This window comes from Oceanobacillus neutriphilus, assembly GCF_014645515.1.
Taxonomy (GTDB): Bacteria; Bacillota; Bacilli; order Bacillales; family Amphibacillaceae; genus Oceanobacillus; species Oceanobacillus neutriphilus.
The window spans coordinates 242,372-264,249 of record NZ_BMLW01000009.1; the positions used below are offsets into that span (position 1 = coordinate 242,372).

Genomic DNA, 21,878 nt, shown 5'->3' on the forward strand with positions numbered 1-21,878 from the left:
ACATCAGTATAGATCCATTCATGAAGGTAGTTAAATAGGAGAAATATAATTTAAAGACGTATTAATCCAGAAATAGATTTTTAAAATAAAAAAGGGGACTGTTAAATGAGTTATATTTATCGTTATGATGATGCGCAAATGCCTTTGAAAGTACATGGGGAAATATAGATGGGCTCCGGATGGATTGGGTTCTTATATCGTATAACAGAATGGATTACCCGACTTGCTTATGTAAATCTGTTATGGATTTTATTTACTTTGATGGGATTGGTTGTGTTCGGAGCGTTTCCTGCTACGGTTAGTCTTTGTACAGTAGAACGTCAATGGATTAAAAAAGATACGAATGTTTCTGTATGGATGACATTTTGGAATACATATCGTAATGAGTTCTTGAAGGCGAATGCTGTCGGATATATATTTTTAATCATCGGATTGGTTATTTATATTGATATGAGAGTTTTTCAAGGAAGCAGTAATATTCTTTTTTCATACGTATCCTATATATTTTTAATTATATTGATTTTTTACATGTTTGTTGGGATGTTTTTATTCCCGGTTTATGTACATTTTGAATTGAAGGTACTTCAATATTTTAAACAAACATTTTTAGTTGCGATTCTAAATCCGTTCGCAATTGTTTCAATTGCCGTGAGTATTTTAATAACCTATTTTATCATGTTCTATATGCCTCCACTTCTTATTTTCTTTGGCATAAGTGTGTTGGCGTTTATTACGATGTGGCTCACCCTTCGAAGTATTGACAAATTGCAAGTGAAGTTTAATAATCGCTACAAAGAAGGATAAGTAATTCTTATGTTTAAAAGACAATTTACAGGTTGATTTTTGCGTGATATTGATTTATTACTATAGTCTAGTATTGGCGTTTGGAGAGAGCGTTCCCTTTCTCCAAATGATACTGCTGTATGATAATTGAAAGGAGAGGGTCTGGATGGAAAACAAATAAAGCAGGACAGCTTTTCGGTTCCATTATTATCTTTAGTTATTATAGATTTAATTGGAAAATTTATTAAGCCTGTATATGAAAATGTATGAAGAAGTTAAAAGATAGACTTATAGATTTAACTGCATAAGTCTATCCTTCGCAAACAATGATGTATATTGTTTTCTTAAAGAGGCTTCTTCCACACCTTCCGATAATCAATCCGGCCGTTACTGTTAAGCTGTATATTTTCATAGAGACTATCCTCTGCTTCATATACTCTATGCCCCCGGTGGTTTAAGAACACAATAAAATGTTGCTCCTTTAAATCTCTTTCCAATTGAAAATAAAGATCCCATTGCTGTTGAGAATTTCTAGATTGCCGTATTTTGGTGAGCTTTTGTTGAATCTCTTTTTGGACACTGTCAGGAAGCAGTGGATAAAGAGGCATAGACATACTTTCCATAAATGTCAGGGCAGAAAGTAAATAATCATCTGATAAGAAAACCCCGCCAACAAATAAGTCATAGTCTAATAATATATTTGTGTCTTGCCATTCCACCTTAGACAGTAAATCGATTTCAGAATAAATGCCGATATGTTCCAATTGTCTTTGTAAAATAACTGCCTCCCGGTAATGATTTGCATTTTTTCGTATTTGCTGTGCTGCAATCTTTAACGTTACCTGCTCAAGATTGTCAGCAGTCCGGTTAATTTTATTAGGTAAAGTCATTGATTTTTCTAAAAGCATACTCTGCGCAACAACTTCACCTTGATCTGTCAGACAAAAATCAGGAGGGAAAATAGCTTTACATAGATTTCTGCGATAATCGCTGTTCTGTAAAGGTCCAGTCTTTCTGCTATTGAGAATGATAAAATCTGCACCCTGTTCATATTTGAATTTTTTTACCCATGAGCTGTCTGGTGCCTCCAATAAAAGTGGATGTTTTTGCTGCGATAAAAACTCTTCGGAAGCTGTAATTATTTCAACTTTATCCAGCCAGGGAGATAGGCCATAATAATTCTCAAACCGTTCCAGTTGAATTTTTTCTTTATTATACATCGTAAGCTGATAAGGTCCGCATCCTATTGGGCTTGAGGAAAAAAGCTTTCCTTTTTCCTTCATAACATCTTCGGGGATAATAGAAGCACGGTCTGCTGCCAGTAATCTGGGAAACAAATAATCGGACTTATTCAGATGGAATATAAGTGTTGTATGGTTGATTACTTGTATCCTGTCAAGATTTTTTCGGATGGAACTATCCTTTTCAAAACGAAGAATTGTAGCTTTTACATCATTTGCATGTAATATCCTGCCATGATGAAATCGTACATTTTTTCGTAAATAAAAAATCCATCGTTTTCCAGCCTCATTCTCCCAGTGATGAGCAATACGAGGTTCAAGAGTGTCTGTTTCCGGATGATACACTACCAGCCGTTCAAAAATTTGCTGGATCATATGACTGTCATGACGTGAGCTCGCATAGAGCGGGTCCATACATAAAAGGACGGGATAAAATGGATAACGAAGCATATCTAAGGATGCGTTATTATCCGATAAGATTTGAGTAATCCCAACTTGCTGCTGAAACCAGGTTCGAAATTTTTCCTTATAGGCAGCACTTACTTGGTGTACAATCGTAAACCCTTTCTGATAATTTTCCTTTTCTATCCATTCCTTCGCCTGCTCCAGCAGAATAATTTCTTTGTCAAAATGTAATGTAATTGCCGGCTTTTTTCCTCTGCCTTGAGAAACCTGCCATGTTATCCACTGTTTGTCCGCTAAATGGTGGATAATCGTCTTGGTATGTCTTTCGGAGCATTGAAAGCTGATGGCCAGATCCGCAATTGTCGTTTCCATTCTATGTTCTGGATTGAAATAATCTAGCAGCTTAGACGCATATTTATGATATTTCATTAGTCCACTCCTTTCTATATTAAAAGGTGAACAATAATTATTTATAATGATCACTTTTTATTCATCTTTTCACGATTTACACTAAAAGTAAATAGTAGACAACAGAGGGAGAGTTGATGGAATGAAATCAAATCAGGCTATGCAGGAGAAAGAAGAGCCTGCTTCTTTATGGAGGAATAAAAATTTTCTGCTTCTATGGGGAGGAACCACTATACAGAGCATCGGCATGCAGATGTATATTTTAGCTATCCCGTTGTTAATTTACAGTATGACAGAGTCTGCTCTGGCGATGAGTACGATGCGGGCTATCGATTTTTTTCCAAATATTTTTCTCGGGATTATTGCCGGAGTACTGGTCGACCGGGTAAATCGGAAAACGATGATGCGCTGGACAAGTCTTATTTCCGTTACTGCTTCGCTGGGGATGATTCTTCTTCTTTTATCCAATACGATGCAGGTGTGGCATTTATATATTCTTGGCTTTATCTTATCTTCAGCGGGCTATACATTTGGAAATGCGAATCATTCTGTCATGCCGCAGATTGTTTCCAAAGAACAGCTTACGTCAGCAAACGCAAGACTTTCCTTTGTAGGAACATTTATTCAAACAGTCGGACCCGGGCTTGCCGGAATGCTATTAAGCATGATGACGACTGCATCAGTGCTGTCTATTTATACTGCGAGTTTAGTTCTTTTATTTATTTGTGTGCAGTTTGTTGAAATTCCCGGGAACAAGCTTCAGAAACCAGAACATGCAAGGAGCTGGAAGCTTGAAATTAAAGAAGGATGGGAAGAGCTGTTTCGAAATAAAACCCTGCTTACGCCAACTATCACGATTATCTTTATTAATTTGGCAATGAGCCTTGTTATTGGTGTGCTTGTCTTTTATGCAGCTGATCAGTTGCAGGCTTCAGAAAGAGAAATTGGTTTAATGTTTTCCATTTCTTCGCTTGGCGGTTTATTGGGAGCTTTAGCTGTTAAACCGCTGCGTAAAAAAATTAACCGAGGGAGAATTTTTACCAGCTTTAGACTTGTTGATGTTATTGCAATGGTACTTCTTATTATTGCAAATACGTGGTGGGTATTAGGAATCAGCTTAGCTATCCGTACTTTTTCAACTGTTATATCCAATATTATTTATCTGGCTATCCGGCAGGAGGTAACTCCAAACCATATGCTGGGCAGGGTTGCCGGAACATCTTCTATGTTTATGAAACTGACGCTGCCATTAGGTTTATTTATTGCAGGAATATGGGCGGAGTGGCTTCCAATTCCATTATTATTCATATTTTCAGCAGCTATTTTTCTTACCCTGTTTATTTGGCTGTCCAGGCATCCCTTCCGGAAAGTAGAGTAAAGTAGACATCCTGTTTTAATGGTTTACTCCATGCTATATTCTGTATTAGTCCAAATGTATAACGCATGCAGAAATGTTGGGAAGAGGGCGCGGAAAATAGTTCTCCCAGTCTAATAAACAGTTGAAGGAATACCCTGAATTTGCTATATTGAGTCTAAACGAAGTAAAAAAGGGGACGTATCATTGGAAGAAAAAAATGCAGAAAATCAGCCTGAATTTAGAACAGATTCTCCTTATGCCATTGTAGCTGGTTGGCTTATTCTCCCAGCCATCATGATGATTCTTAATATAGTTGTGGCAGTATATATTGTCATAGCTGTTAATCCGGCTTATTTAGGGAATTACGATTTAGCTATCTACATAACGAACATCATTTTGATATTCTTCTATCTTTTCATCATATATTCATGGATCAAAAGGAAACGAATATTACCAAAGCTGATGATAACAGCTTATACGATTAATATTTTATCGCATCTTCCTGACCTGTTTATGGAAGGAGAAACAGGCGGTGGTTCTATTCTGCCCAGTGTCCTTTGGATTTTATATTTCATCAGATCCCGGCGTGTCAAAGCGACTTTCACCAATTGATGGGGGTTAAATAGTAAAGGATGAAGAAAGTGCAGCAATTTTTTTAGTGGTCTTTTTATAAGGGAGGAAAGAGATGACCTTACAACAATTAAAATATGTCATAGAAGTAGCAAGAAGCCGATCCATTTCTAAAGCAGCCCAAGTTCTGTTTATCAGTCAACCGAGCTTGTCCAATGCATTGAAGGAATTGGAAAAAGAAATTGGCATTAAAATATTTTCACGTACCAATAAGGGGATTCATGTAACGAAGGAAGGGTCTGAGTTTTTAGGCTATGCCAGGCAGGTTCTGGAACAGGCAGAGCTCCTGGAAAACCGTTACTCCAATAATGCAGCGCCACAGCATCATTTTGCTGTTTCTGCCCAGCACTATGCTTTTGCGGTCAGTGCCTTTGTCCGTCTGTTAAAGGATTATGACCGGGATGAATATGATTTTACATTTCGGGAAACAAGGACATATGAAATCATTGAAGATGTCAAAAATTTAAACAGTGAAATCGGGATTATGTATATCAATGATTTCAACGAGCAGGTAATCCGGAAATTTTTAAGGGAAGGTAATTTAGCCTTCCATCGTTTATTTGAAGCAACCCCGCATGTGTTTATCAGCGGGGATAATCCATTGGCGGAGAAAGATTATGTTACTCTGGAGGATTTAGAGCCCTACCCTTATCTGCTGTATGAACAAGGGGATTATAATTCATTTTATTTTTCAGAAGAGATTCTAAGCACGTTGACCCGACCGAAAAATATTCATGTCCGTGACCGTGCGACAATGTTTAATCTATTGATTGGCCTTAATGGCTATACGATATCTACAGGGGTTATCAGCCAAAAGCTGAATGGCGATAATATTATTGCAGTGCCTTTGAAAGTCGATGAAATCATTAATGTCGGGTATATTGTGCATAAGGATATTGAGCTTAGTCCAATGGCGGAAACATATATTGCGTATTTGCAGACAAGTATTGAGGAAGAACGGCAGAATTTATTATAGAAATATAATAAAAAATACCGCTCGTGCAGCAACACGAACGGCAGCATATTAGTAGAAATAATCCACATCGGTCGCTAAGTTCAAGAGTGGATTATTTTTTGTGATTAAACGACATATTTCTTCATATACTTATTATTTATTTTGATTAATAAAATAAGTATCGTATGTTTCTTTAAATACATAGCCCAATTTTTTTGCTAGTTCAGCAGATTCAATATTTGCTCCATCCCAACTTGGATACCTTCCATTATCAAGGCAGTCTAAGATTAGTGAAGAGGCTGCTGCAGTTGCCAAACCTTTTCTTCTATATCCCGGGTGTGTAGCAATTTCAATCTCAATACCATCATCATATACACTGAAGGATGTCGCTGCAGCAACAACCTTTCTGTTATGGATTATGGCATGGCCTGTACCTCTTCTAATAAAATCATCTATGGATTTAAATTGACTTATAAAGTCCTCTGACAACTTCTGAAATGATGGAGCAGTGGCTATATTGCTATCCACTTTCTTAATTTCATAACCTTCAGGTAAAGAAGACATCAGGTTCAGTAGATGTGTCTTACTTAAATGCTCTGGATTCTTTTCAAATCTATATCGTGGAAATTTCTCATTCTTACCTCTATGAACAGTTTCTATACGGGACTTCCATTCGTCAGATTCAGCAATTACAAGTGCAAATTCTGGAAGGTTGTAAAGCAGTTCGACAGCTTCATTAGCAGTGGAATCACCAGCATAAAATACAAAGATTCCCACAGTAATCTGAGCAACCGTTGGATTATCAAGATTATCTACCCAAGCATCTCCCATATATCCTTGCATATAAGAAAGAATAATCGTGCTATCCATATTTTCAAACATAGGTACCAATTTTTTCTTTACTTCTGTATTTGCCTTATAGATCATTTAATTCCTCTTCTCTCAAAGTATTATTTAATTCCGTTTGTCCACAATGATTTCTAAACTAAATGTTAAAATTCTTTCATTCAGGCTTATGGAATTATCCTTTTTATTTTTACCTTCTTCACTGACTGTCAATTAATAATATCTAAAGCAGTTATTCTAGCCGGTCACCCCCAAAGAGAAGTAACCAAGGGTGTCAAGTATTTGTTTAGCATGGTGTCCTGAAAAAACAAAAATCCACAGGATTATTTTATATAAAATAACCCTGTGGATTAATTGCTGATTCAGAATATAGATGCTTTCAACAAGTTGCGTATCATCAATCAATTTCTAACAATTCGAATGGGTGAGACACGATAATTCAATTTCCAAGGTTAACTTCATTAAGTTTATGGATTGCATGGTCTCACCTCCCATTAATAACATTGAGGAAATATTATCATACCAATGATTTAAAATCAATGCTTTCATAGAATATATGTTTTCTGGCACGCTGGCAGGAATCACTTACTTATAACTTAAAGCTATAACAAACGATAGATTTTAGATGTTGCCTGATAGTGGATTTTCTGTGATAGACTAATCTACAATCAATAAAGCGAGGGAGAGATTAGTGATGACAGTAGCGAGTAAAGAAGGCGTACGTGCAGAAACACCATTCCGTTTTGATAACGTGGGAAGCTTCCTGCGACCGGAAAAATTAAAGGAAGCCCGTGCAGCTTTTGCAAAAGGAAGTATTTCTGAGCAGGAGTTAAAAACGGTAGAAGATGAAGCAATTAAGGATTTAATCCAGAAGCAGAAAGAAGTTGGATTAAAAGCAATTACAGACGGAGAGTTCCGCCGTTCCTGGTGGCATCTTGATTTTATGTGGGGGCTGCAAGGTGTAGAGAAGCAGGAGATTGCACAAGGTTATAAATTTAAAGGAGAAGAAACGCGTCCGGAAACAGCTGGTTTAACAGGAAAAATCAATGGTGAAAATCATCCGTTTGTGGAGCATTTCCAATATGTTCAGCAATTTGCTGATGATGAAGTGGTGGCAAGGCAAACAATCCCTGCTCCTGCACAATTTTTAGTAGAATTACAGCGTCCGGAAAACGTGGAAGTAACGAATAAGCTTTATCCGAACCAGGACGAATTAGTAGAAGATATCGCAGCGGCATATCGTACAGTTATCCAGGATTTATATAAAGCGGGATGTAGAAATCTGCAGGTGGATGATTGCACATGGGGAATGCTTGTCGATGAAAAATACTGGGCCAGCCGTCATGATGGTGCGAATGTAGAAGATATCGGTACACTTTACGTGAATTTAAATAATAAAGCAATTGAAAATCATCCAGAGGATTTAATCATTACAACACATGTATGCCGGGGGAACTATCATTCCAAATGGGCTTCATCCGGAGCTTATGACGCGATTGCTAAAATTTTATTTGCACAGGAGAAAGTAAGAGCCTACTACTTGGAGTTTGATACAGAGCGTGCAGGCGGGTTTGAATCATTAGTCAATGCAAGTGATGATAAGCTTGTTGTGTTAGGGTTATTCTCCTCTAAGCTTCCAGAGCTTGAGGATAAGGAACAAATCAAGAAGCGTATCGAAGAAGCATCAAAATATGTGCCAATTGAACGGTTATGTGTAAGCCCGCAATGTGGTTTTGCTTCAACAGAAGAAGGAAATATTCTTACGGAAGAACAGCAATGGGATAAATTGCGTTTAGTAAGAGAAGTTGCTGAGGAAGTCTGGGGAAAAAGGATTTAGAACAGCATAGAGGAAATTTAGCTTGATTACCTTTCAAATGAAAGAACTTTTAAAAATAAATAAAATAAGGTATAATAGCTATAGAAATAAATATAATAAAAGAATACCGCTCGTGCTGTAACACGAACGGTAAGACAATAGCAGGCTCCCTTTAAAGGGATCAGCATAGTAGCAGAAATAATCCACTTTAGTCGCTAAACTCAAGGGTGGATTATTTTTTGTGATTAAATGACAGTACTGCAATAATTAAGGAAGCAAAAGCAATTGCTAACATTAAAGCTTCAAAAACTGTCATAACAGCATCACCCCCTTTCTGCAGGGAATGTGCCGGCCACCCTTGAAGAAGCCGTTTACTATTGTTTTATTATTATAACATAGAATTGATTAGAAAGTTATATTATTGGAATGTAAGTTCGTTACTTGTTGACTGCTATGAATCACTACTTTTTAGTGCATATCCATAGGTTAAAGCTATAACAAACGATAGATTTTAGGTGTTATCTGATAATGAATTTACTGTGATAGACTAATCTACAACCAATGAAACGAGGGAGAGATTAGTGATGGAAGTAGTGAGTAAAGAAGGCGTACGTGCAGAAACACCATTCCGTTTTGATAATGTGGGAAGCTTCCTGAGACCGGAAAAATTAAAGGAAGCCCGTGCAGCTTTTGCAAAAGGAAATATCACTGAGCAGGATTTAAAAGTGGTGGAAGATGAAGCAATTAAGGATTTAATCCAGAAGCAGAAAGGAGTTGGGTTAAAAGCAATTACAGACGGAGAATTTCGCCGTTCCTGGTGGCATCTTGATTTTATGTGGGGACTGCAAGGTGTGAAAAAACAGGAGCTTCATCAAGGCTATCAGTTTAAAGGTGAAGAAACTCGTGCGGAAACAGCCCGTTTAACAGAAAAAATCAGCGGAGAAAATCATCCGTTTGTCGAGCATTTTAAATTTGTGCAGCAATTTGCGGATGACGAAGCGGTTGCCAGACAAACCATTCCGGCCCCGGCCCAGTTTTTATCCGAATCACAACGACCTGATAACGCAGAAATAACGAAAAGCATCTATCCGGACTTAAATGAACTGGTGGAAGACATTGCTGCTGCTTATCGAACAGTTATTAAGGATTTATATGCTGCAGGCTGCAGGAATTTACAGCTGGATGATTGTACTTGGGGAAGACTTGTTGGTAAAAACCACTGGACCAGCCGTGATGATGATTCAAATATAGAAGAAATTGGTTCCTTATATGTGAACTTAAATAATAAAGTAATTGAAAATCAACCGGAGGATTTAATTATTACGACGCATGTGTGCCGTGGAAACTATCATTCTAAATGGTTTTCATCCGGTGCTTATGATGCCATTGCTAAGCATTTATTTGGAAGAGAGAAAGTAAAAGCCTACTACTTAGAATTTGATACGGAGCGTGCAGGCGGGTTTGAATCATTGGTCAATGTAAGTGATGATAAGCTTGTGGTGTTAGGATTATTTTCTTCCAAGCTTCCGGAGTTAGAGGATAAGGAACAAATTAAAGGGCGTATCGAAGAAGCATCAAAGTATGTGCCAATCGAGCGTTTATGTGTAAGTCCGCAATGCGGTTTTGCATCAACGGAGGAAGGAAATATTCTTACGGAAGAACAGCAATGGGATAAATTGCGTTTAGTAAGGGGAATTGCTGAGGAAGTTTGGGGAAATGAGTGCGTTTAGGTGTTTGACGAAAATAACAGCGTAGATTTTTTCTAGATACCAAGACAATAGAGAAGAGTTTTTTAAACTCTATTTACATCTATTTTTGTATATTCAATTTTAATAAAAGCATTCATTCAACGGAAATGTAGAAAAAGGAAGCACTACTCCCAGCGCTTCCTTTTCTACATTTATTGAGTTAATAGGACAGTAACCTTACATTTGAAACGTAAAATTCTAGAAGTTTTTTTCTTCTTGGATATTGTCGTCCTTATCCCTGATTTCCACCTTGCTTGGTGTATGCTCCTTCGCCATTTGTTCTGCAGCAGAAATGGCATCATCTTTTGAGCCATAAACTTCTTCCGGTGCGACGTCCTCCAGTTTTACAATCCAGCTCGTTTCATCTGCATTTGGTACTACACTGAATGTTTTCATTTTGTCCAACTCCTTTATAGCGATGTTAAAGAAAGTTTTCCCTTTGTTTGAGTGAGTAAAACATGATATAAGAAGAAATTTCCCGATTCTTAACGGTGAAGAGCAATTGTGGGATATATGTTGTATTCAAATATTTTATTGGAATATTGATATAGAAACAAAGGTGTCAGGTACCTGTTCATTTCAAATAGTTTTCTAATTTACATCTCCTTGGCATGTAGCAACCAACATAAAGTCAAAAGTAGAACTCCTCATTATTTGTCAGCTTCAGCATTGCAGGAAAGAGACTAAGAACAGCAATGCCCCCAAGGATAAGCCAGCTGAAAATAAACCACACGGGTATATGAAAGAAGTTTAGAAGAAGAGCTATCAAAGGAATAAATGTCAAGAAATAAAATTTTGTTCTTGATTTTTTAGTAGCGTATTGTTTTTCTCCACAATAAGGACAAGTATAAGCGGTGTCTATGGTTGTGGTTGTTTTCATTGTTTGTTTCCAGGTCCATCTTTGGCGACAATGTTGGCAGGTTGGCATAAAAATCAGACCTCTCATCAGATAATTATATGAATATGGTAACATACTGGGAAATGAGATTTCATTTCTTAGATAGATGAAGCAAAAAAAAAAGCTAGCATCTTTTCAGCTTTTCCTTTAATCTATAATAAGTTGATTAGTATTTCGAAAACAAAAATAAAATATAATTGCAAGGGGATATAGATGGATGAATCAAATACATAGGCCAACCGTTGTGGCATTGCTGCTGGCGGGGGCTTTTATTTCTATTTTAAACCAGACATTGATGATTACTGCGATACCGCCGATTATCAATGAAATGGGTGTGACGCCGAACAGCGCACAATGGCTGACAACCGTATTTATGCTGGTCAATGGGATTATGATTCCTGTCAGTGCTTTTTTAATTGAACGTTTTACAACGAGGCAGCTTTTTTTAACTGCAATGAGTGTGTTTGCTGTTGGAACACTAATTGGCGGAATTGCGCCGAATTTTGAATTTTTAATTATGGCCAGAGTTATCCAGTCTTTGGGAGCTGGAGTTATGATGCCATTAATGACAACTGTATTTTTATTAATATTTCCTATTAATAAAAGAGGCTCTGTCATGGGATTAATTGGACTGGTGATTTCCTTTGCACCTGCAATTGGACCTGTTATTTCAGGCTGGGTAACAGAGCATTATACATGGCGTGTATTATTTTTTATTATTTTACCGATTGCTATTATCGATATTATTATCGCATTCTTTGCCTTACGCAATGTAACAGAAGTGAAGAAAACCAAGTTTGATATTCTTTCTGTTATTCTATCCTCATTTGGTTTTGGGGGAATTCTTTATGGTGTTACCAACGCAGGAAACTTTGGCTGGGGAGCACCAATTACACTGATTACGCTGGCTATTGGTATTCTTTCTCTGATTCTATTTATTTTGCGTCAGCTTAAATTGAGACATCCAATGCTTGAATTTAGAGTATTTAAGTATGCTATATTCCCATTCAGTGTATTTATTGGTTCGATTACGTTTATGGGGCTGATCGGAACGGAGACATTAATTCCGCTTTTTATGCAAAATATGCGGGACTTTACTGCGTTTGAAGCTGGACTATCCATGTTGCCTGGCGCTTTAATTACTGGCTTGCTGGGACCATTTGTCGGCAGGTTGTTTGATAGAATTGGTGGAAGATGGATTGTTTTGCCTGGGTTGATAATTATTACTTTGGCAACTGTTCCATTTATGTTTCTTGATGTTAACACGACCTTTACTTTTGTCATTACCATGTATACAGTGCGGATGCTTGGATTGGCAATGATTATGATGCCTATTCAGACAGCAGCATTGAATCAGTTACCGAGAGAACTTATTCCGCACGGTGCTGCATTAGACGGAACGATGCGGATGGTGGCTGCTTCGGTTGGAACAGCGATACTTGTTACAATCATGACATCTGTCGCCACGATGACAGAGGGTAGTGAAACAGTTACCCGTCCTGATATTTTTGGCGTGAATGTAGCCTTTGCGGTTATTGCTGTGTTAGCGTTATGTACATTAATCGCTTATTTCTTTATCAAATTTGATCCATCTCCGGCCGAGCAGGCAAAAATAGAGAAGGAAAATCATGTATCATAAAAACATTAAAAATCCTCGTTAGTTCTTATGGAAGAAACGAGGGTTTTTATAAAGGAAAGAAATCGCAGGTAGTATGTCAAAGAGCTTAAATCTTATATTCGGTTGGAAATCGAGAAAGCTTTAAAAAAGGAAGATATTGACGTGATTTTAATTAAGGATTGTGAGTTTTATGTTGAATATATACAGGGAAAATAGATAAAATGTTATTTTAAGATGGAGGTTTTAGCAATAAAAGTGCAACTCCATCAATGACATCAACTATTTCAGATATTACATTAGGAAATACAAGTACAAATCATAGTAAAATGGACCACTATGCAATGAAGGCGCTTATAGCGAAAGATATGATTGAACATTTTCATAAATACTTAAATGAATTGCCCGAAGAATTTAAGAAAATAATTGAATCGAAGCGTTGGTGGGGATTATCTGAGTGATGTAAATGTGTATATGGAACTAGCTTTATCCAGAACGGTTTATTATAAAAAGAAACAAAGTAGAAAATGGAAGTATATTACTGAAAAAGTAGGTAGACCTAACGTATACGCAGATAATATTTTGTATCATATAGGTGTTAAAGACAAAAGGAGAAAGTACGCTAGGTGTAATAATACTAACTCAGCGTTTTTCTTCTATTAAAGCTGTATTATCTCAGCATAAGAGCATGGAATGGTCTATAAGGGAAAAATCGATGACTTAATAATTATAAAAATTCCAGTTTTATTTAAAAGTAAATAGGGTATGGAAGATATAAGACAATTTATATATCGACTTAAATTGTCTTAATAATTAAAAAAGGAGAGATTAGCTTTGAAGAAGTTAAGTGTTAGCATTATTTTGGTGTTGACAGGATTTTTAGTTAGTTTCAGTTCGGTTACTGCACATCATGGAACTGCAAATGATTATTGGCACGTTTATTGGAGTGAAAGTGACAGATCAAATTTACAATATAACATCGATATTGTAGATGATTCAGGTGGTAACTACAATGTTTCAAATTCGGTGAATGATTGGGACAACAGCCAAAATTATATCGACTTTGTACCATGGGATAGTTCCCAGTATCCTCAACCATTTTTAGATATTGTAGTCGATTCTAGAGCTATGGATGCTTGGGGACAAGCTGTAACAAACCCATCATGGCAATCTACTTCAGATACTACCCTCATAACCACATCAGCTATTGTAAACTCTAGAACTATCGAAAACTCTATAAATAATGGAACCCCTACAGCTGTTAGACAAAAAGTTACTACCCACGAAATTGGTCATACGTTGGGGCTTGCTCATCCTTCTAACTCCAGTAGAGTATCTATAATGCAACAAGGATGGAATGGTTATTCTACAGTGCAAAGTAGTGACATTGAATGGATTGAGTTTCGTTATACTAATTCTGGACTAGGCTCTACCTCATCAAATATCACTGATACAGATCAACCAGATCAACCAGAAGCAATTATAGACTGGATACAGTATGATAACTTGGAAGAAATGTATGAAAAAAGTGATTTAGTAGTAAAGGCAATACCAACACAAACTAATATAATAGAACTAACTAATAGTGAAGAACCATATACAATTAATGATTTAGATATTAGTGAAGTATACAAAAATAGCATTGAAACTCAAAATTTTCAAGAAAATCACACAATTAAGATGGGAGATATTGGAGGACGCTATCAAGGCACTAATGAATATTCTGTTTTTAACAATGAAGTAGTTAAAGAAGATCAATCTTATTATCTTTTTTTAGAAAAAGTTGATCCGGCAGATTATAATTATGAAGTACCTTATGATTATTTTCCTATAGGTGGACCAACTGGAAAAATATTAGAAACTGAAGATATAAAAATAAATGAGCTAGCTGGGGAAGATAATCAATGGTCAAGGGCAGATTTTGAAGAAAAATTACTCAATCAGTAATATTAGTATGAGAGGTACGATATAATGCGTAAAATAACAATTAGTGTAATTTGTGTAACACTATTTTCTTTGGCTGCTTGTCAACAAAATGACCTTTTTAATGATGAAACTTTAACATCTATTGAAATACAAAAATGGAAGGACGAAGCAGAAATTAATACAATTATAGATGAAGCTTTGATAAATAACTTAATTGAAGAATTAGAATCTGCAAACTCCTCATCAACTTCTGATATAGATATACCAAATCCAGATTATCGATTGTTATTTTTTAATGGCGATAGAATTGTTCAAGAACTTGGTTACTATATTGAAGAAAAAGATTTCAATGGAACAACTGGTCAATATATTGATATGGAAACTGGAAATCATTTTGGAGTAACAGCTGAATTACCGATTGATGGTAATAACTAGCAAAGTAACTCAAAAGACATGTTAAAAAATTGACATGTCTTTTGAGTGTTGAATTCAAAGAAATCCCTGAGAATATGTCTGAAATTGCTTTGATGTTCAAAGTATATAATTGGGCTGCCAAAGAAAAAATTACATTCAACAATGTGAATCATTTTATTGATACCCTATATTCTAAAGCAAAAAAATATCGCTCTGACAGAAAAGAACTAAGTATTAATGAATTTAAAAAAATTGTAGAAGAGCATTCTACGGAGACATTAGATGTGGAGATTATTAAAGCAACCTTTGAAAACAAGTTTATTAAATCGTCTGAAATTTTATCAGTTCTTGGTATAACTCAAAATGATATATTAAAGGCTTCTTTCTATTTGGGATTTGTAATAAAAAGAACCATTAATGCTATAGATAGCAGTAACACTTTAGAAATATTGGAATTTTAACGAATATGACATCTATCTGTTGCACTGATGACAGAAGGTAGTAAGAAGGGGATTTTTTTATAAAGAGGGAGAGGTTAGGTGGCTTATATTTCTGAAAAACTAGAGCACTGGATTGTTTCTCATTTTTCAAACGAGGCAGATATTCAACATGTTTCGCCGTTAAAAGGAAGCACGACAGCCGTTATGTACACAATAAATTTGCGGCTATCTTCCGGTGAAAGCAGAGAGCTGGTACTGCGTCAATATGAAGAGAGTAGCTTTACAGCAAAAGATATTAAACAGGAGGCAGACAGTCTGAAGGCTGCAGCATTATTAGCTGTTGAAACACCAGAATATATTGCTGCTGATCCTGATGGAGAAATTATCGGCAAACCGCTTCTTTTAATGAGCAAAATAGAGGGTAATATAAATATTTTACCCGAAAATCAATCGAAATGGTTAAGCAAGCTAGCCGAAACATTAGCTCAAATTCACGATAATTCAATCATAGATTTCCCTTGGCAGCATGAACGCTACCAAAAAGCGGGTGAAATCGAAATTCCTTCCTGGTCTGGTAAACAGGAAGTGTGGAAGGCTTTAAAGGAGATTGTACTACAGCCAGAGCCAGACTATACACCAAGATTTGTCCATCGTGATTTTCATCCGGTGAATGTACTATGGAAGAATAATGAGGTAAGTGGTGTGGTAGATTGGGCAAATGGGTGCATTGGTCATGTAGGTATTGATGTAGGACACTGCCGCTGGAATCTTGCCATGCTATATGGTGTGGAAGCAGCAGATGCTTTTTTATCTGCCTATCAAAGGAAATCTAAGGACAATTTTTCCTATGATGTTTATTGGGATATTGTTTCGTTAATGGATGTTTTGGAAGGTCAGCCGGATGTTTACCCTGGATGGGGAGTCTTTGGGAAAACGGATATTACGGTGGAAATGATGAAGGAGAGAATGGATTGTTATGCGGTTTCACTGCTGAAGAAAATAGATGAATAATAGGAAGCGGGGGAGAGTTATGGATTTTAATCAGTTAAATACTCAAACAAAGAACCAATTCGTAATTCTTAGGGAGCTGCAGATACTTTTTGAAAAACATAAGCTGCAAATGTGGGTGAAGGGCGGATGGGCCATTGATGTTCTGCTTGGTAAGGTGACTCGTCCTCATGAAGATATCGACTTGGTTACCTGGATTCAAAATAGGGAATGTATAGAAGAAGAGCTGGTAAAAGCAAGATATAAACGAATAGCTGTGAAAGAGCCTTTCTGTAACAGGCAATCTGATTTTCAAAAAAATAATGTAGATCTTTCCATTAGCTACATTACCTATCATAGTAACGGCAGTCTTATTATGAATGGTTTGCCTGAGTGGATTTGGCGTGCTGATTCGCTATTAGAAGAAAAATTTCTTTTGGACAATATTACTGTAAAGGTTATCCATCCCAGACAGCTTTTAGAGGAAAAAGAAATCTATAAGGAAATAGGACGGCCATATCGACAAAAGGATGAGGAAAGTAAAAAAATATTACGCGGCATCTTATCAGAATGGAACTAAGGAAAGTATAATACGAAGGGGGTATTTCAATGGAGAGAGTAGATGTGGTTTATGCTTTGATTTTAGATGAAAATGAAGAAAAAATTTTAATGGTGAAAAATATAAAGCATGATGATTGGACGATGCCTGGAGGAGCAGTGGAAAAGGGAGAAATTTTATCAGAAGCAGTTGTCCGGGAAGCAAAAGAAGAAACTGGTTTGACGATTGAAGCTGGAGATATTCTTTCGGTGAATGAGGCATTTATGGAAAAAAATGATCATCATGCAATCTTTTTTACGTTTCAGGCAAAGGTTGTCAGTGGAGAAATTTTGATACAGGATACAGAAACGATTGCAGATACAGCATGGGTGAGTATAGAAGAAGCGGATAAAAGAATGCCATATCATAAAGTGGGCATTAGAAGTCTATTAGAAAAGGCAGTTCCATATGTGTTTCAGGGGAGAATGAGTTGAAAAATGTAGAGTAGACTCCACCTTGGATTTCTTTAATATCTTAATAAATGGGGATTTATAAAGGAGGAAATATGGCTGAATATGTTAAGGAAATAAGAGAACTTATAGGCAGCAGACCTTTTATTTTGGCGGGTTCAACAATCGTGGCTCAAAATGAGAGAGCTGAGATTTTGTTCCAGCATCGTTCTGATACGAAAGAATGGGGACTGCCCGGTGGAGCAATGGAAATTGGGGAAAGCCTGGAGCAGACTGCAAAGCGGGAGCTTTATGAAGAGACAGGTCTGAAAGCAGAAGTTTTAAAATTTGTAGATATCCTATCGGGTAAAGACTTTTATTTTAAATATCCGAATGGAGATGAAGTTTATAATGTTATTGCTGTTTATTTTGCAGAAGGTATAAGCGGTGAGCTGCAAATGAATGATGGAGAAAGTATAGAATTAAGATATTTTGCTCTGCCTGATATTCCCTCTAATTTAGATGAAAGGGCAAAAATTATTATTGAAAAATATATTTAAAAGATACTTTCTAGAGTATTAATAAAGACGGGCATTTAAAATAGTTTATTAAGAAATTGTAACCGATTGCATCGTGTTTGAACATTACTTGAACAAAACAGATAGTTGGAAATAATATTGTAAGGAGTGCAGGGGAGGATGTGTATTGATAAAAAAGAGTAGGTTAATTATATTTGGAAGTTTCATCTTGGCGATTATACTTGGGATATTCGGACAAGATTTTGCTTATCTTTTGAATGGGATATTCCCGGAATCATACCCGATATACAATTTAACTATCTTAACATTAATAAGTATATTCTTATTTTTAAATTCTTTAGTTATGATCTATTTTCAGTATAAGAAACAAAGAATGAATAAGGAAAAGCTTGGCAGATATATTACGCTGTTTGTAATTGCCGGATTACTCACCTCTTGGTGGTCTCTATTTGTTTTAATCATGTGGTGGGGGTAACTGAAATAGATGGCTTTAAACATTTTTTCTGATTAAAAACACTCCTCTGATTTGCCAAAATGAAGAAGAGTGTTTTTATGTTTGTGAAAAAGTGAAGTTGAAGACTCATTTTAAATCAGGATGTAAAAGCTTCGCCCCGTCTCTGCAAAGACATAAAATCACGAAATCATTTCACTAATATACGACTTTAGAGATTCCGTATAACAAATCTCACTATCCGTCGTAACGACAATCCCTTCAATATCCTCCAGCTGATTCAGCGTATCAATAATTTGATGTGGTGTCTTTCCAAATAAACGGCTTGTCCATATTTCTCCATCAACGGACTTTTTTGATACAACGGTTAAACCAGCAATTTCTGATTTAATCGGATATCCGGTTTGAGGATTCAAAATATGATGATATGTCTGGTTATTCTTTGTAAAGCTTCTTTCATAAATTCCGGATGTAACAACAGATTGATTGAATGCTTTTAAAACGGCGATATAATTTCCGCGTGGAAGAAAGGGGTGTTGAATTCCTATACGCCAATAACCATCCTCATGCTTGGAAGAAGCTCCATGAGTGATGACATTTCCGCCTAAATTAATCAGAGCTTCCGATACTTGCATCGATTCCAAATCATGAATAAGCAGATCAGCAATAAACCCTTTTGCCAGGGCGCCTAAATCAATAAACATGTCAGCATGCTTTAAAAATACGGTTTGTTCTTTATCATCCAGTATGATGTCAGAGGCATTTGTTTTGCTTAGTAAGGATTCAATGGATGTCTGGGAGGGAACATCAGCATCCTCAAATCCAATACGCCAGGCTTGAACAAGGGGACCAATTGCAATGTTCAAGGAACTGTCTGCCGGCGTGCTGTGTTTCTTGCCGATTTTGATTAGTTCATATAAACTTGGCTTCACTTTTACCGGCTTCATCCCTGCATTTTTATTTACTTCCATTAATTCAGAAGCTGGATCATGCGCACTAAAGCGTTTCTCATATTCTTTCAAGCGAAGAAACAGCTCCTCCAAAACAAAATCCGCATAGTCATGCTGTACTGACAGCTGGATAATTGTTCCCATCATATGTATTTCACGCGTTTGCATTGCCATATTATCACCCTTTTGTATTCCAATACTTTAAACATTCTCTAATAAATTATTATTCAACTTAGCAAATAAATGCTGGAATGAAATTTGAAAAAGAGGCCGTTATGACCTCTTTTTGATTAACTATCTTTAAGCTTTGGCCGTTGCTCCGGATACCGTGTCTACTTTTGAAGTCGCTCCGGATACAGCATCTACACCGCCACCGGTTAACTGTTGGCCTGTCTGTTCTAAATACCAGTCAATAACCGGTTGAATATCTTGTACATATTCATTGATTCCAAGATAAGTTCCATTGTCATCACGTACAGCCTGGTAGCTGTGGACTACAAATTTATCTGGTCCATGTGTAGGCACCTGCGTCCGTACCACATCTTGTTTCCCACTGCGTAATTGCTGAATAACCCAGGAAACGCCGCTGAACACTCTTTCCGGGTGACATTCTGCTAAGGGGCTTCCTACTTGCTCCGGTCTGCGTCCTGCCAGCATATCTTCCTTCTCCATATGATGATTATAGTATAAGAATTGGTTATTGCTGTCCGCATAAGTCAATTCTGCCGGCATGGAATTTAAGAAATGATTCAGCTGATTAACAGTTAAGAGACCGCGGTTTAATTTAACGTAAGTATTACCTTCCACAGCCTGCGTTGCCTCTGAAGCCTTTTCGAGCCAGTCATCGGCTGACATGTCGATACCTTCAACGGTTGTATCAATTGCTCCGGTAGCGTATAAATCCTCTGTATCGGATAGATCCTTCATTCCTTCAGGGGATTGGAGGACATTGACAACGTTGATAAAACGGATAAATTTCTTTATACAGGTTTCTAAGAATTGAACTGTTTGCGCATCCTTCAGGTTTTCATTTTCATCAAATGCTTCATACACTTCACCTAATAGAAACTCATTACCCGGCATGACGACAGCATTGACGCCAGGTGCATCTAATATTTGCCGCAGGTGTAATTGAGATCGGGAAGATCCCTGGACATCATAAGAAGCGCCCACAATCATTACCGGTTTCCCATCAAGAGGATGTATTTTAAATGACAGCCATTCTAACACACTCTGTAAAGCGGACGGGATGGAATGATTATATTCCGGTGTAGCAATAATAACACCATCTGCTCCTGCAATTTTATTATTTAAATTTTGGATTACTTCACTATTTGTTTGATCATCTGATTGATTGAACATTGGAACATCTTTAATATCTAGAACTTCAACGTCAACTAATTTCTTGAAATTTTTTGAAATAAAATTTAATAACAGACGATTATAAGAGAATTCAGCATTTGATCCAACTATTCCGACAAGTTTCATCTGTATACCTCCTAATAATTATTTGGCTTCCCATGAGTAGCTTGGAGCTTGTTCCTGATGGGGTTCATTCGCATTAACTAACTGATTAGTAATATCAACAAAATGTACAAAGTCATTAAAAATCCGCTCAAGAGCTTCTATTTTGCGCTGGTCCGTTAAATTGCCATTATCATCAAAGGCCTGTAAAGAATAACCGATTAAAAATTCAGAACTTGGCATAATGCGTGCTTTCAATTCAGGTGCATCAAGCATCTGCCGTAAATGGCTCTGTGCACGGGAAGATCCTAATTTTCCATAGGAAGCCCCAGTCAGCATAACTGGTTTATCAATTAATGCCTGATTGGTATAGGACAACCATTCTAATGTGCTTTTTAATGCGGCCGGTACGGAATGATTATATTCCGGAGAACTGATAATCACTCCATCAGCCTTCCTTATTTTGTCCGCCAGCTCCTGTACTCCATGAGGCGATTTTCTGTCCTTCGGCTTGTTAAAAGCAGGTAAATCCTTAATTTCAAAAATTTCAATGTTAGCCTGATCTTTAAAATGCTTTTGAATAAATTGCAGCAAGAGACGATTTGTTGAATAATCCGAGTTTGTTCCTAGTATACTTATAAAATTCTTCATTTTATTGCTCCTTTCTTATAATAAAATCGAAAAGTTTGTGAAATGTATCACAATTTAATTGTAATACGCTTAGGTGAAAAATACAAGGGTATTGTGTGAAATAATTTTAAATTGTAAGATTTTTTCGAGGGCGGTAACAATAACTGTCAGGGCAGATTACTATTAGGGTTCAGAATTATCAGTATTTATATTACGGGACAGCTGATTACTGCTGATTTATACTTGCCTAAACTATATGTATATAATAACTATTATATTTTTGATCACTAGCGTTGCATAAATATAATAAGAATATTCTGTAAAGTATTTCATAGTCATTTTCGCCAAAAAATCAACAACCTAATAAAGGTGACACTGTCCATTTGGG

Annotated in this window: 24 protein-coding genes; 16 read left to right on the forward strand and 8 right to left on the reverse strand. The window is 36.6% G+C overall.

Annotated elements, in window-relative coordinates; all coding sequences use genetic code 11:
- Positions 1–168: 168 nt before the first annotated feature.
- Positions 169–804 carry a YesL family protein gene (locus tag IEX29_RS16155; protein ID WP_188735394.1) on the forward strand — a complete coding sequence of 212 codons (636 nt, stop codon included), beginning with the start codon at positions 169–171 and terminating at the stop codon, positions 802–804.
- Positions 805–1,127: 323 nt separating this feature from the next.
- Here IEX29_RS16155 and IEX29_RS16160 read toward each other — a convergent pair whose 3' ends face one another.
- Positions 1,128–2,858: an ABC transporter substrate-binding protein gene (locus IEX29_RS16160; RefSeq protein ID WP_188735395.1), complete on the reverse strand. Its 1,731-nt coding sequence runs from the start codon at positions 2,856–2,858 to the stop codon at positions 1,128–1,130.
- A 121-nt stretch (positions 2,859–2,979) separates the two neighbouring features.
- On the opposite strand from IEX29_RS16160, the gene IEX29_RS16165 reads away from it, so the two are divergent.
- From IEX29_RS16165 to IEX29_RS16175, 3 genes are all read left to right on the forward strand, one after another.
- Positions 2,980–4,215, forward strand: a complete 1,236-nt coding sequence (locus tag IEX29_RS16165) for an MFS transporter (RefSeq protein WP_188735396.1) — start codon at positions 2,980–2,982, stop codon at positions 4,213–4,215.
- A gap of 183 nt (positions 4,216–4,398) precedes the next feature.
- Positions 4,399–4,806 (forward strand): DUF2569 family protein, encoded by a 408-nt coding sequence (locus tag IEX29_RS16170; protein ID WP_188735397.1) that lies wholly within the window; start codon positions 4,399–4,401, stop codon positions 4,804–4,806.
- 73 nt (positions 4,807–4,879) lie between these two features.
- Complete coding sequence (locus tag IEX29_RS16175) at positions 4,880–5,800, forward strand: LysR family transcriptional regulator (RefSeq protein WP_188735398.1); 921 nt, start codon at positions 4,880–4,882, stop codon at positions 5,798–5,800.
- 132 nt (positions 5,801–5,932) lie between these two features.
- Here the strand turns inward: IEX29_RS16175 and IEX29_RS16180 are convergent, their stop codons facing one another.
- Positions 5,933–6,706, reverse strand: coding sequence for a GNAT family N-acetyltransferase (locus IEX29_RS16180; RefSeq protein ID WP_188735399.1), 774 nt, complete (start codon positions 6,704–6,706; stop codon positions 5,933–5,935).
- Between the two features lie 610 nt (positions 6,707–7,316).
- Between IEX29_RS16180 and IEX29_RS16185 the strand changes: the two genes are divergently transcribed.
- Positions 7,317–8,462 carry a 5-methyltetrahydropteroyltriglutamate--homocysteine S-methyltransferase gene (locus IEX29_RS16185; protein ID WP_373290686.1) on the forward strand — a complete coding sequence of 382 codons (1,146 nt, stop codon included), beginning with the start codon at positions 7,317–7,319 and terminating at the stop codon, positions 8,460–8,462.
- Between the two features lie 211 nt (positions 8,463–8,673).
- On the opposite strand, the gene IEX29_RS27245 is transcribed toward IEX29_RS16185, so the two are convergent.
- Positions 8,674–8,757 carry a putative holin-like toxin gene (locus tag IEX29_RS27245; protein WP_373290689.1) on the reverse strand — a complete coding sequence of 28 codons (84 nt, stop codon included), beginning with the start codon at positions 8,755–8,757 and terminating at the stop codon, positions 8,674–8,676.
- A 265-nt stretch (positions 8,758–9,022) separates the two neighbouring features.
- On the opposite strand from IEX29_RS27245, the gene IEX29_RS16190 reads away from it, so the two are divergent.
- On the forward strand, positions 9,023–10,171 hold the full coding sequence (locus tag IEX29_RS16190; RefSeq protein ID WP_373290687.1) for a 5-methyltetrahydropteroyltriglutamate--homocysteine S-methyltransferase: 1,149 nt from the start codon (positions 9,023–9,025) through the stop codon (positions 10,169–10,171).
- Between the two features lie 216 nt (positions 10,172–10,387).
- Here the strand turns inward: IEX29_RS16190 and IEX29_RS16195 are convergent, their stop codons facing one another.
- Positions 10,388–10,585 carry a DUF2188 domain-containing protein gene (locus IEX29_RS16195; protein ID WP_188735402.1) on the reverse strand — a complete coding sequence of 66 codons (198 nt, stop codon included), beginning with the start codon at positions 10,583–10,585 and terminating at the stop codon, positions 10,388–10,390.
- A 235-nt stretch (positions 10,586–10,820) separates the two neighbouring features.
- On the reverse strand, positions 10,821–11,162 hold the full coding sequence (locus tag IEX29_RS27250) for a TIGR04104 family putative zinc finger protein (protein ID WP_373290688.1): 342 nt from the start codon (positions 11,160–11,162) through the stop codon (positions 10,821–10,823).
- 142 nt (positions 11,163–11,304) lie between these two features.
- Here IEX29_RS27250 and IEX29_RS16205 point away from each other — a divergent pair, with 142 nt between their 5' ends.
- The 10 genes from IEX29_RS16205 (at position 11,305) to IEX29_RS16250 (ending at position 18,470) form a co-directional block, all read left to right on the forward strand.
- Positions 11,305–12,726, forward strand: coding sequence for an MDR family MFS transporter (locus IEX29_RS16205; RefSeq protein ID WP_188735404.1), 1,422 nt, complete (start codon positions 11,305–11,307; stop codon positions 12,724–12,726).
- 248 nt (positions 12,727–12,974) lie between these two features.
- Positions 12,975–13,163 (forward strand): hypothetical protein, encoded by a 189-nt coding sequence (locus tag IEX29_RS16210; protein ID WP_188735405.1) that lies wholly within the window; start codon positions 12,975–12,977, stop codon positions 13,161–13,163.
- 373 nt (positions 13,164–13,536) lie between these two features.
- Positions 13,537–14,649, forward strand: coding sequence for a zinc metalloprotease (locus IEX29_RS16215; RefSeq protein ID WP_188735406.1), 1,113 nt, complete (start codon positions 13,537–13,539; stop codon positions 14,647–14,649).
- A gap of 24 nt (positions 14,650–14,673) precedes the next feature.
- Complete coding sequence (locus IEX29_RS16220) at positions 14,674–15,063, forward strand: hypothetical protein (RefSeq protein ID WP_188735407.1); 390 nt, start codon at positions 14,674–14,676, stop codon at positions 15,061–15,063.
- 41 nt (positions 15,064–15,104) lie between these two features.
- Complete coding sequence (locus tag IEX29_RS16225) at positions 15,105–15,503, forward strand: hypothetical protein (protein WP_229720253.1); 399 nt, start codon at positions 15,105–15,107, stop codon at positions 15,501–15,503.
- A 78-nt stretch (positions 15,504–15,581) separates the two neighbouring features.
- The gene (locus IEX29_RS16230; protein WP_188735409.1) at positions 15,582–16,493 is read left to right on the forward strand and encodes a phosphotransferase family protein; all 912 of its coding nucleotides are present in this window, start codon (positions 15,582–15,584) and stop codon (positions 16,491–16,493) included.
- Between the two features lie 19 nt (positions 16,494–16,512).
- Positions 16,513–17,049, forward strand: coding sequence for a nucleotidyltransferase domain-containing protein (locus tag IEX29_RS16235; RefSeq protein ID WP_188735410.1), 537 nt, complete (start codon positions 16,513–16,515; stop codon positions 17,047–17,049).
- 29 nt (positions 17,050–17,078) lie between these two features.
- Positions 17,079–17,501: an NUDIX hydrolase gene (locus IEX29_RS16240; RefSeq protein WP_188735411.1), complete on the forward strand. Its 423-nt coding sequence runs from the start codon at positions 17,079–17,081 to the stop codon at positions 17,499–17,501.
- 71 nt (positions 17,502–17,572) lie between these two features.
- The gene (locus IEX29_RS16245; protein ID WP_188735412.1) at positions 17,573–18,016 is read left to right on the forward strand and encodes an NUDIX hydrolase; all 444 of its coding nucleotides are present in this window, start codon (positions 17,573–17,575) and stop codon (positions 18,014–18,016) included.
- 145 nt (positions 18,017–18,161) lie between these two features.
- Positions 18,162–18,470: a hypothetical protein gene (locus IEX29_RS16250; RefSeq protein ID WP_188735413.1), complete on the forward strand. Its 309-nt coding sequence runs from the start codon at positions 18,162–18,164 to the stop codon at positions 18,468–18,470.
- 158 nt (positions 18,471–18,628) lie between these two features.
- Here the strand turns inward: IEX29_RS16250 and IEX29_RS16255 are convergent, their stop codons facing one another.
- From IEX29_RS16255 to IEX29_RS16265, 3 genes are all read right to left on the reverse strand, one after another.
- Positions 18,629–19,570 carry an FAD:protein FMN transferase gene (locus tag IEX29_RS16255; protein WP_188735414.1) on the reverse strand — a complete coding sequence of 314 codons (942 nt, stop codon included), beginning with the start codon at positions 19,568–19,570 and terminating at the stop codon, positions 18,629–18,631.
- Between the two features lie 126 nt (positions 19,571–19,696).
- Entirely contained in the window at positions 19,697–20,884 is a 1,188-nt protein-coding gene (locus IEX29_RS16260) for an NAD(P)H-dependent oxidoreductase (protein ID WP_188735415.1), read from the reverse strand.
- A gap of 18 nt (positions 20,885–20,902) precedes the next feature.
- Positions 20,903–21,511 (reverse strand): NADPH-dependent FMN reductase, encoded by a 609-nt coding sequence (locus tag IEX29_RS16265; protein ID WP_188735416.1) that lies wholly within the window; start codon positions 21,509–21,511, stop codon positions 20,903–20,905.
- Positions 21,512–21,878 lie beyond the last annotated feature (367 nt).

Excerpts from the sequence above, each read along its gene's own strand:
- IEX29_RS16155 (WP_188735394.1), top strand. The coding sequence starts at position 169 with ATGGGCTCCGGATGGATTGGGTTCTTATATCGTATAACAGAATGGATT.
- IEX29_RS16160 (WP_188735395.1), bottom strand. The coding sequence starts at position 2,858 with ATGAAATATCATAAATATGCGTCTAAGCTGCTAGATTATTTCAATCCA.
- IEX29_RS16165 (WP_188735396.1), top strand. The coding sequence starts at position 2,980 with ATGAAATCAAATCAGGCTATGCAGGAGAAAGAAGAGCCTGCTTCTTTA.
- IEX29_RS16175 (WP_188735398.1), top strand. The coding sequence starts at position 4,880 with ATGACCTTACAACAATTAAAATATGTCATAGAAGTAGCAAGAAGCCGA.
- IEX29_RS16180 (WP_188735399.1), bottom strand. The coding sequence starts at position 6,706 with ATGATCTATAAGGCAAATACAGAAGTAAAGAAAAAATTGGTACCTATG.
- IEX29_RS27245 (WP_373290689.1), bottom strand. The coding sequence starts at position 8,757 with ATGACAGTTTTTGAAGCTTTAATGTTAGCAATTGCTTTTGCTTCCTTA.
- IEX29_RS16195 (WP_188735402.1), bottom strand. The coding sequence starts at position 10,585 with ATGAAAACATTCAGTGTAGTACCAAATGCAGATGAAACGAGCTGGATT.
- IEX29_RS27250 (WP_373290688.1), bottom strand. The coding sequence starts at position 11,162 with ATGTTACCATATTCATATAATTATCTGATGAGAGGTCTGATTTTTATG.
- IEX29_RS16205 (WP_188735404.1), top strand. The coding sequence starts at position 11,305 with ATGAATCAAATACATAGGCCAACCGTTGTGGCATTGCTGCTGGCGGGG.
- IEX29_RS16210 (WP_188735405.1), top strand. The coding sequence starts at position 12,975 with ATGACATCAACTATTTCAGATATTACATTAGGAAATACAAGTACAAAT.
- IEX29_RS16220 (WP_188735407.1), top strand. The coding sequence starts at position 14,674 with ATGCGTAAAATAACAATTAGTGTAATTTGTGTAACACTATTTTCTTTG.
- IEX29_RS16235 (WP_188735410.1), top strand. The coding sequence starts at position 16,513 with ATGGATTTTAATCAGTTAAATACTCAAACAAAGAACCAATTCGTAATT.
- IEX29_RS16240 (WP_188735411.1), top strand. The coding sequence starts at position 17,079 with ATGGAGAGAGTAGATGTGGTTTATGCTTTGATTTTAGATGAAAATGAA.
- IEX29_RS16245 (WP_188735412.1), top strand. The coding sequence starts at position 17,573 with ATGGCTGAATATGTTAAGGAAATAAGAGAACTTATAGGCAGCAGACCT.
- IEX29_RS16255 (WP_188735414.1), bottom strand. The coding sequence starts at position 19,570 with ATGGCAATGCAAACGCGTGAAATACATATGATGGGAACAATTATCCAG.
- IEX29_RS16260 (WP_188735415.1), bottom strand. The coding sequence starts at position 20,884 with ATGAAACTTGTCGGAATAGTTGGATCAAATGCTGAATTCTCTTATAAT.
- IEX29_RS16265 (WP_188735416.1), bottom strand. The coding sequence starts at position 21,511 with ATGAAGAATTTTATAAGTATACTAGGAACAAACTCGGATTATTCAACA.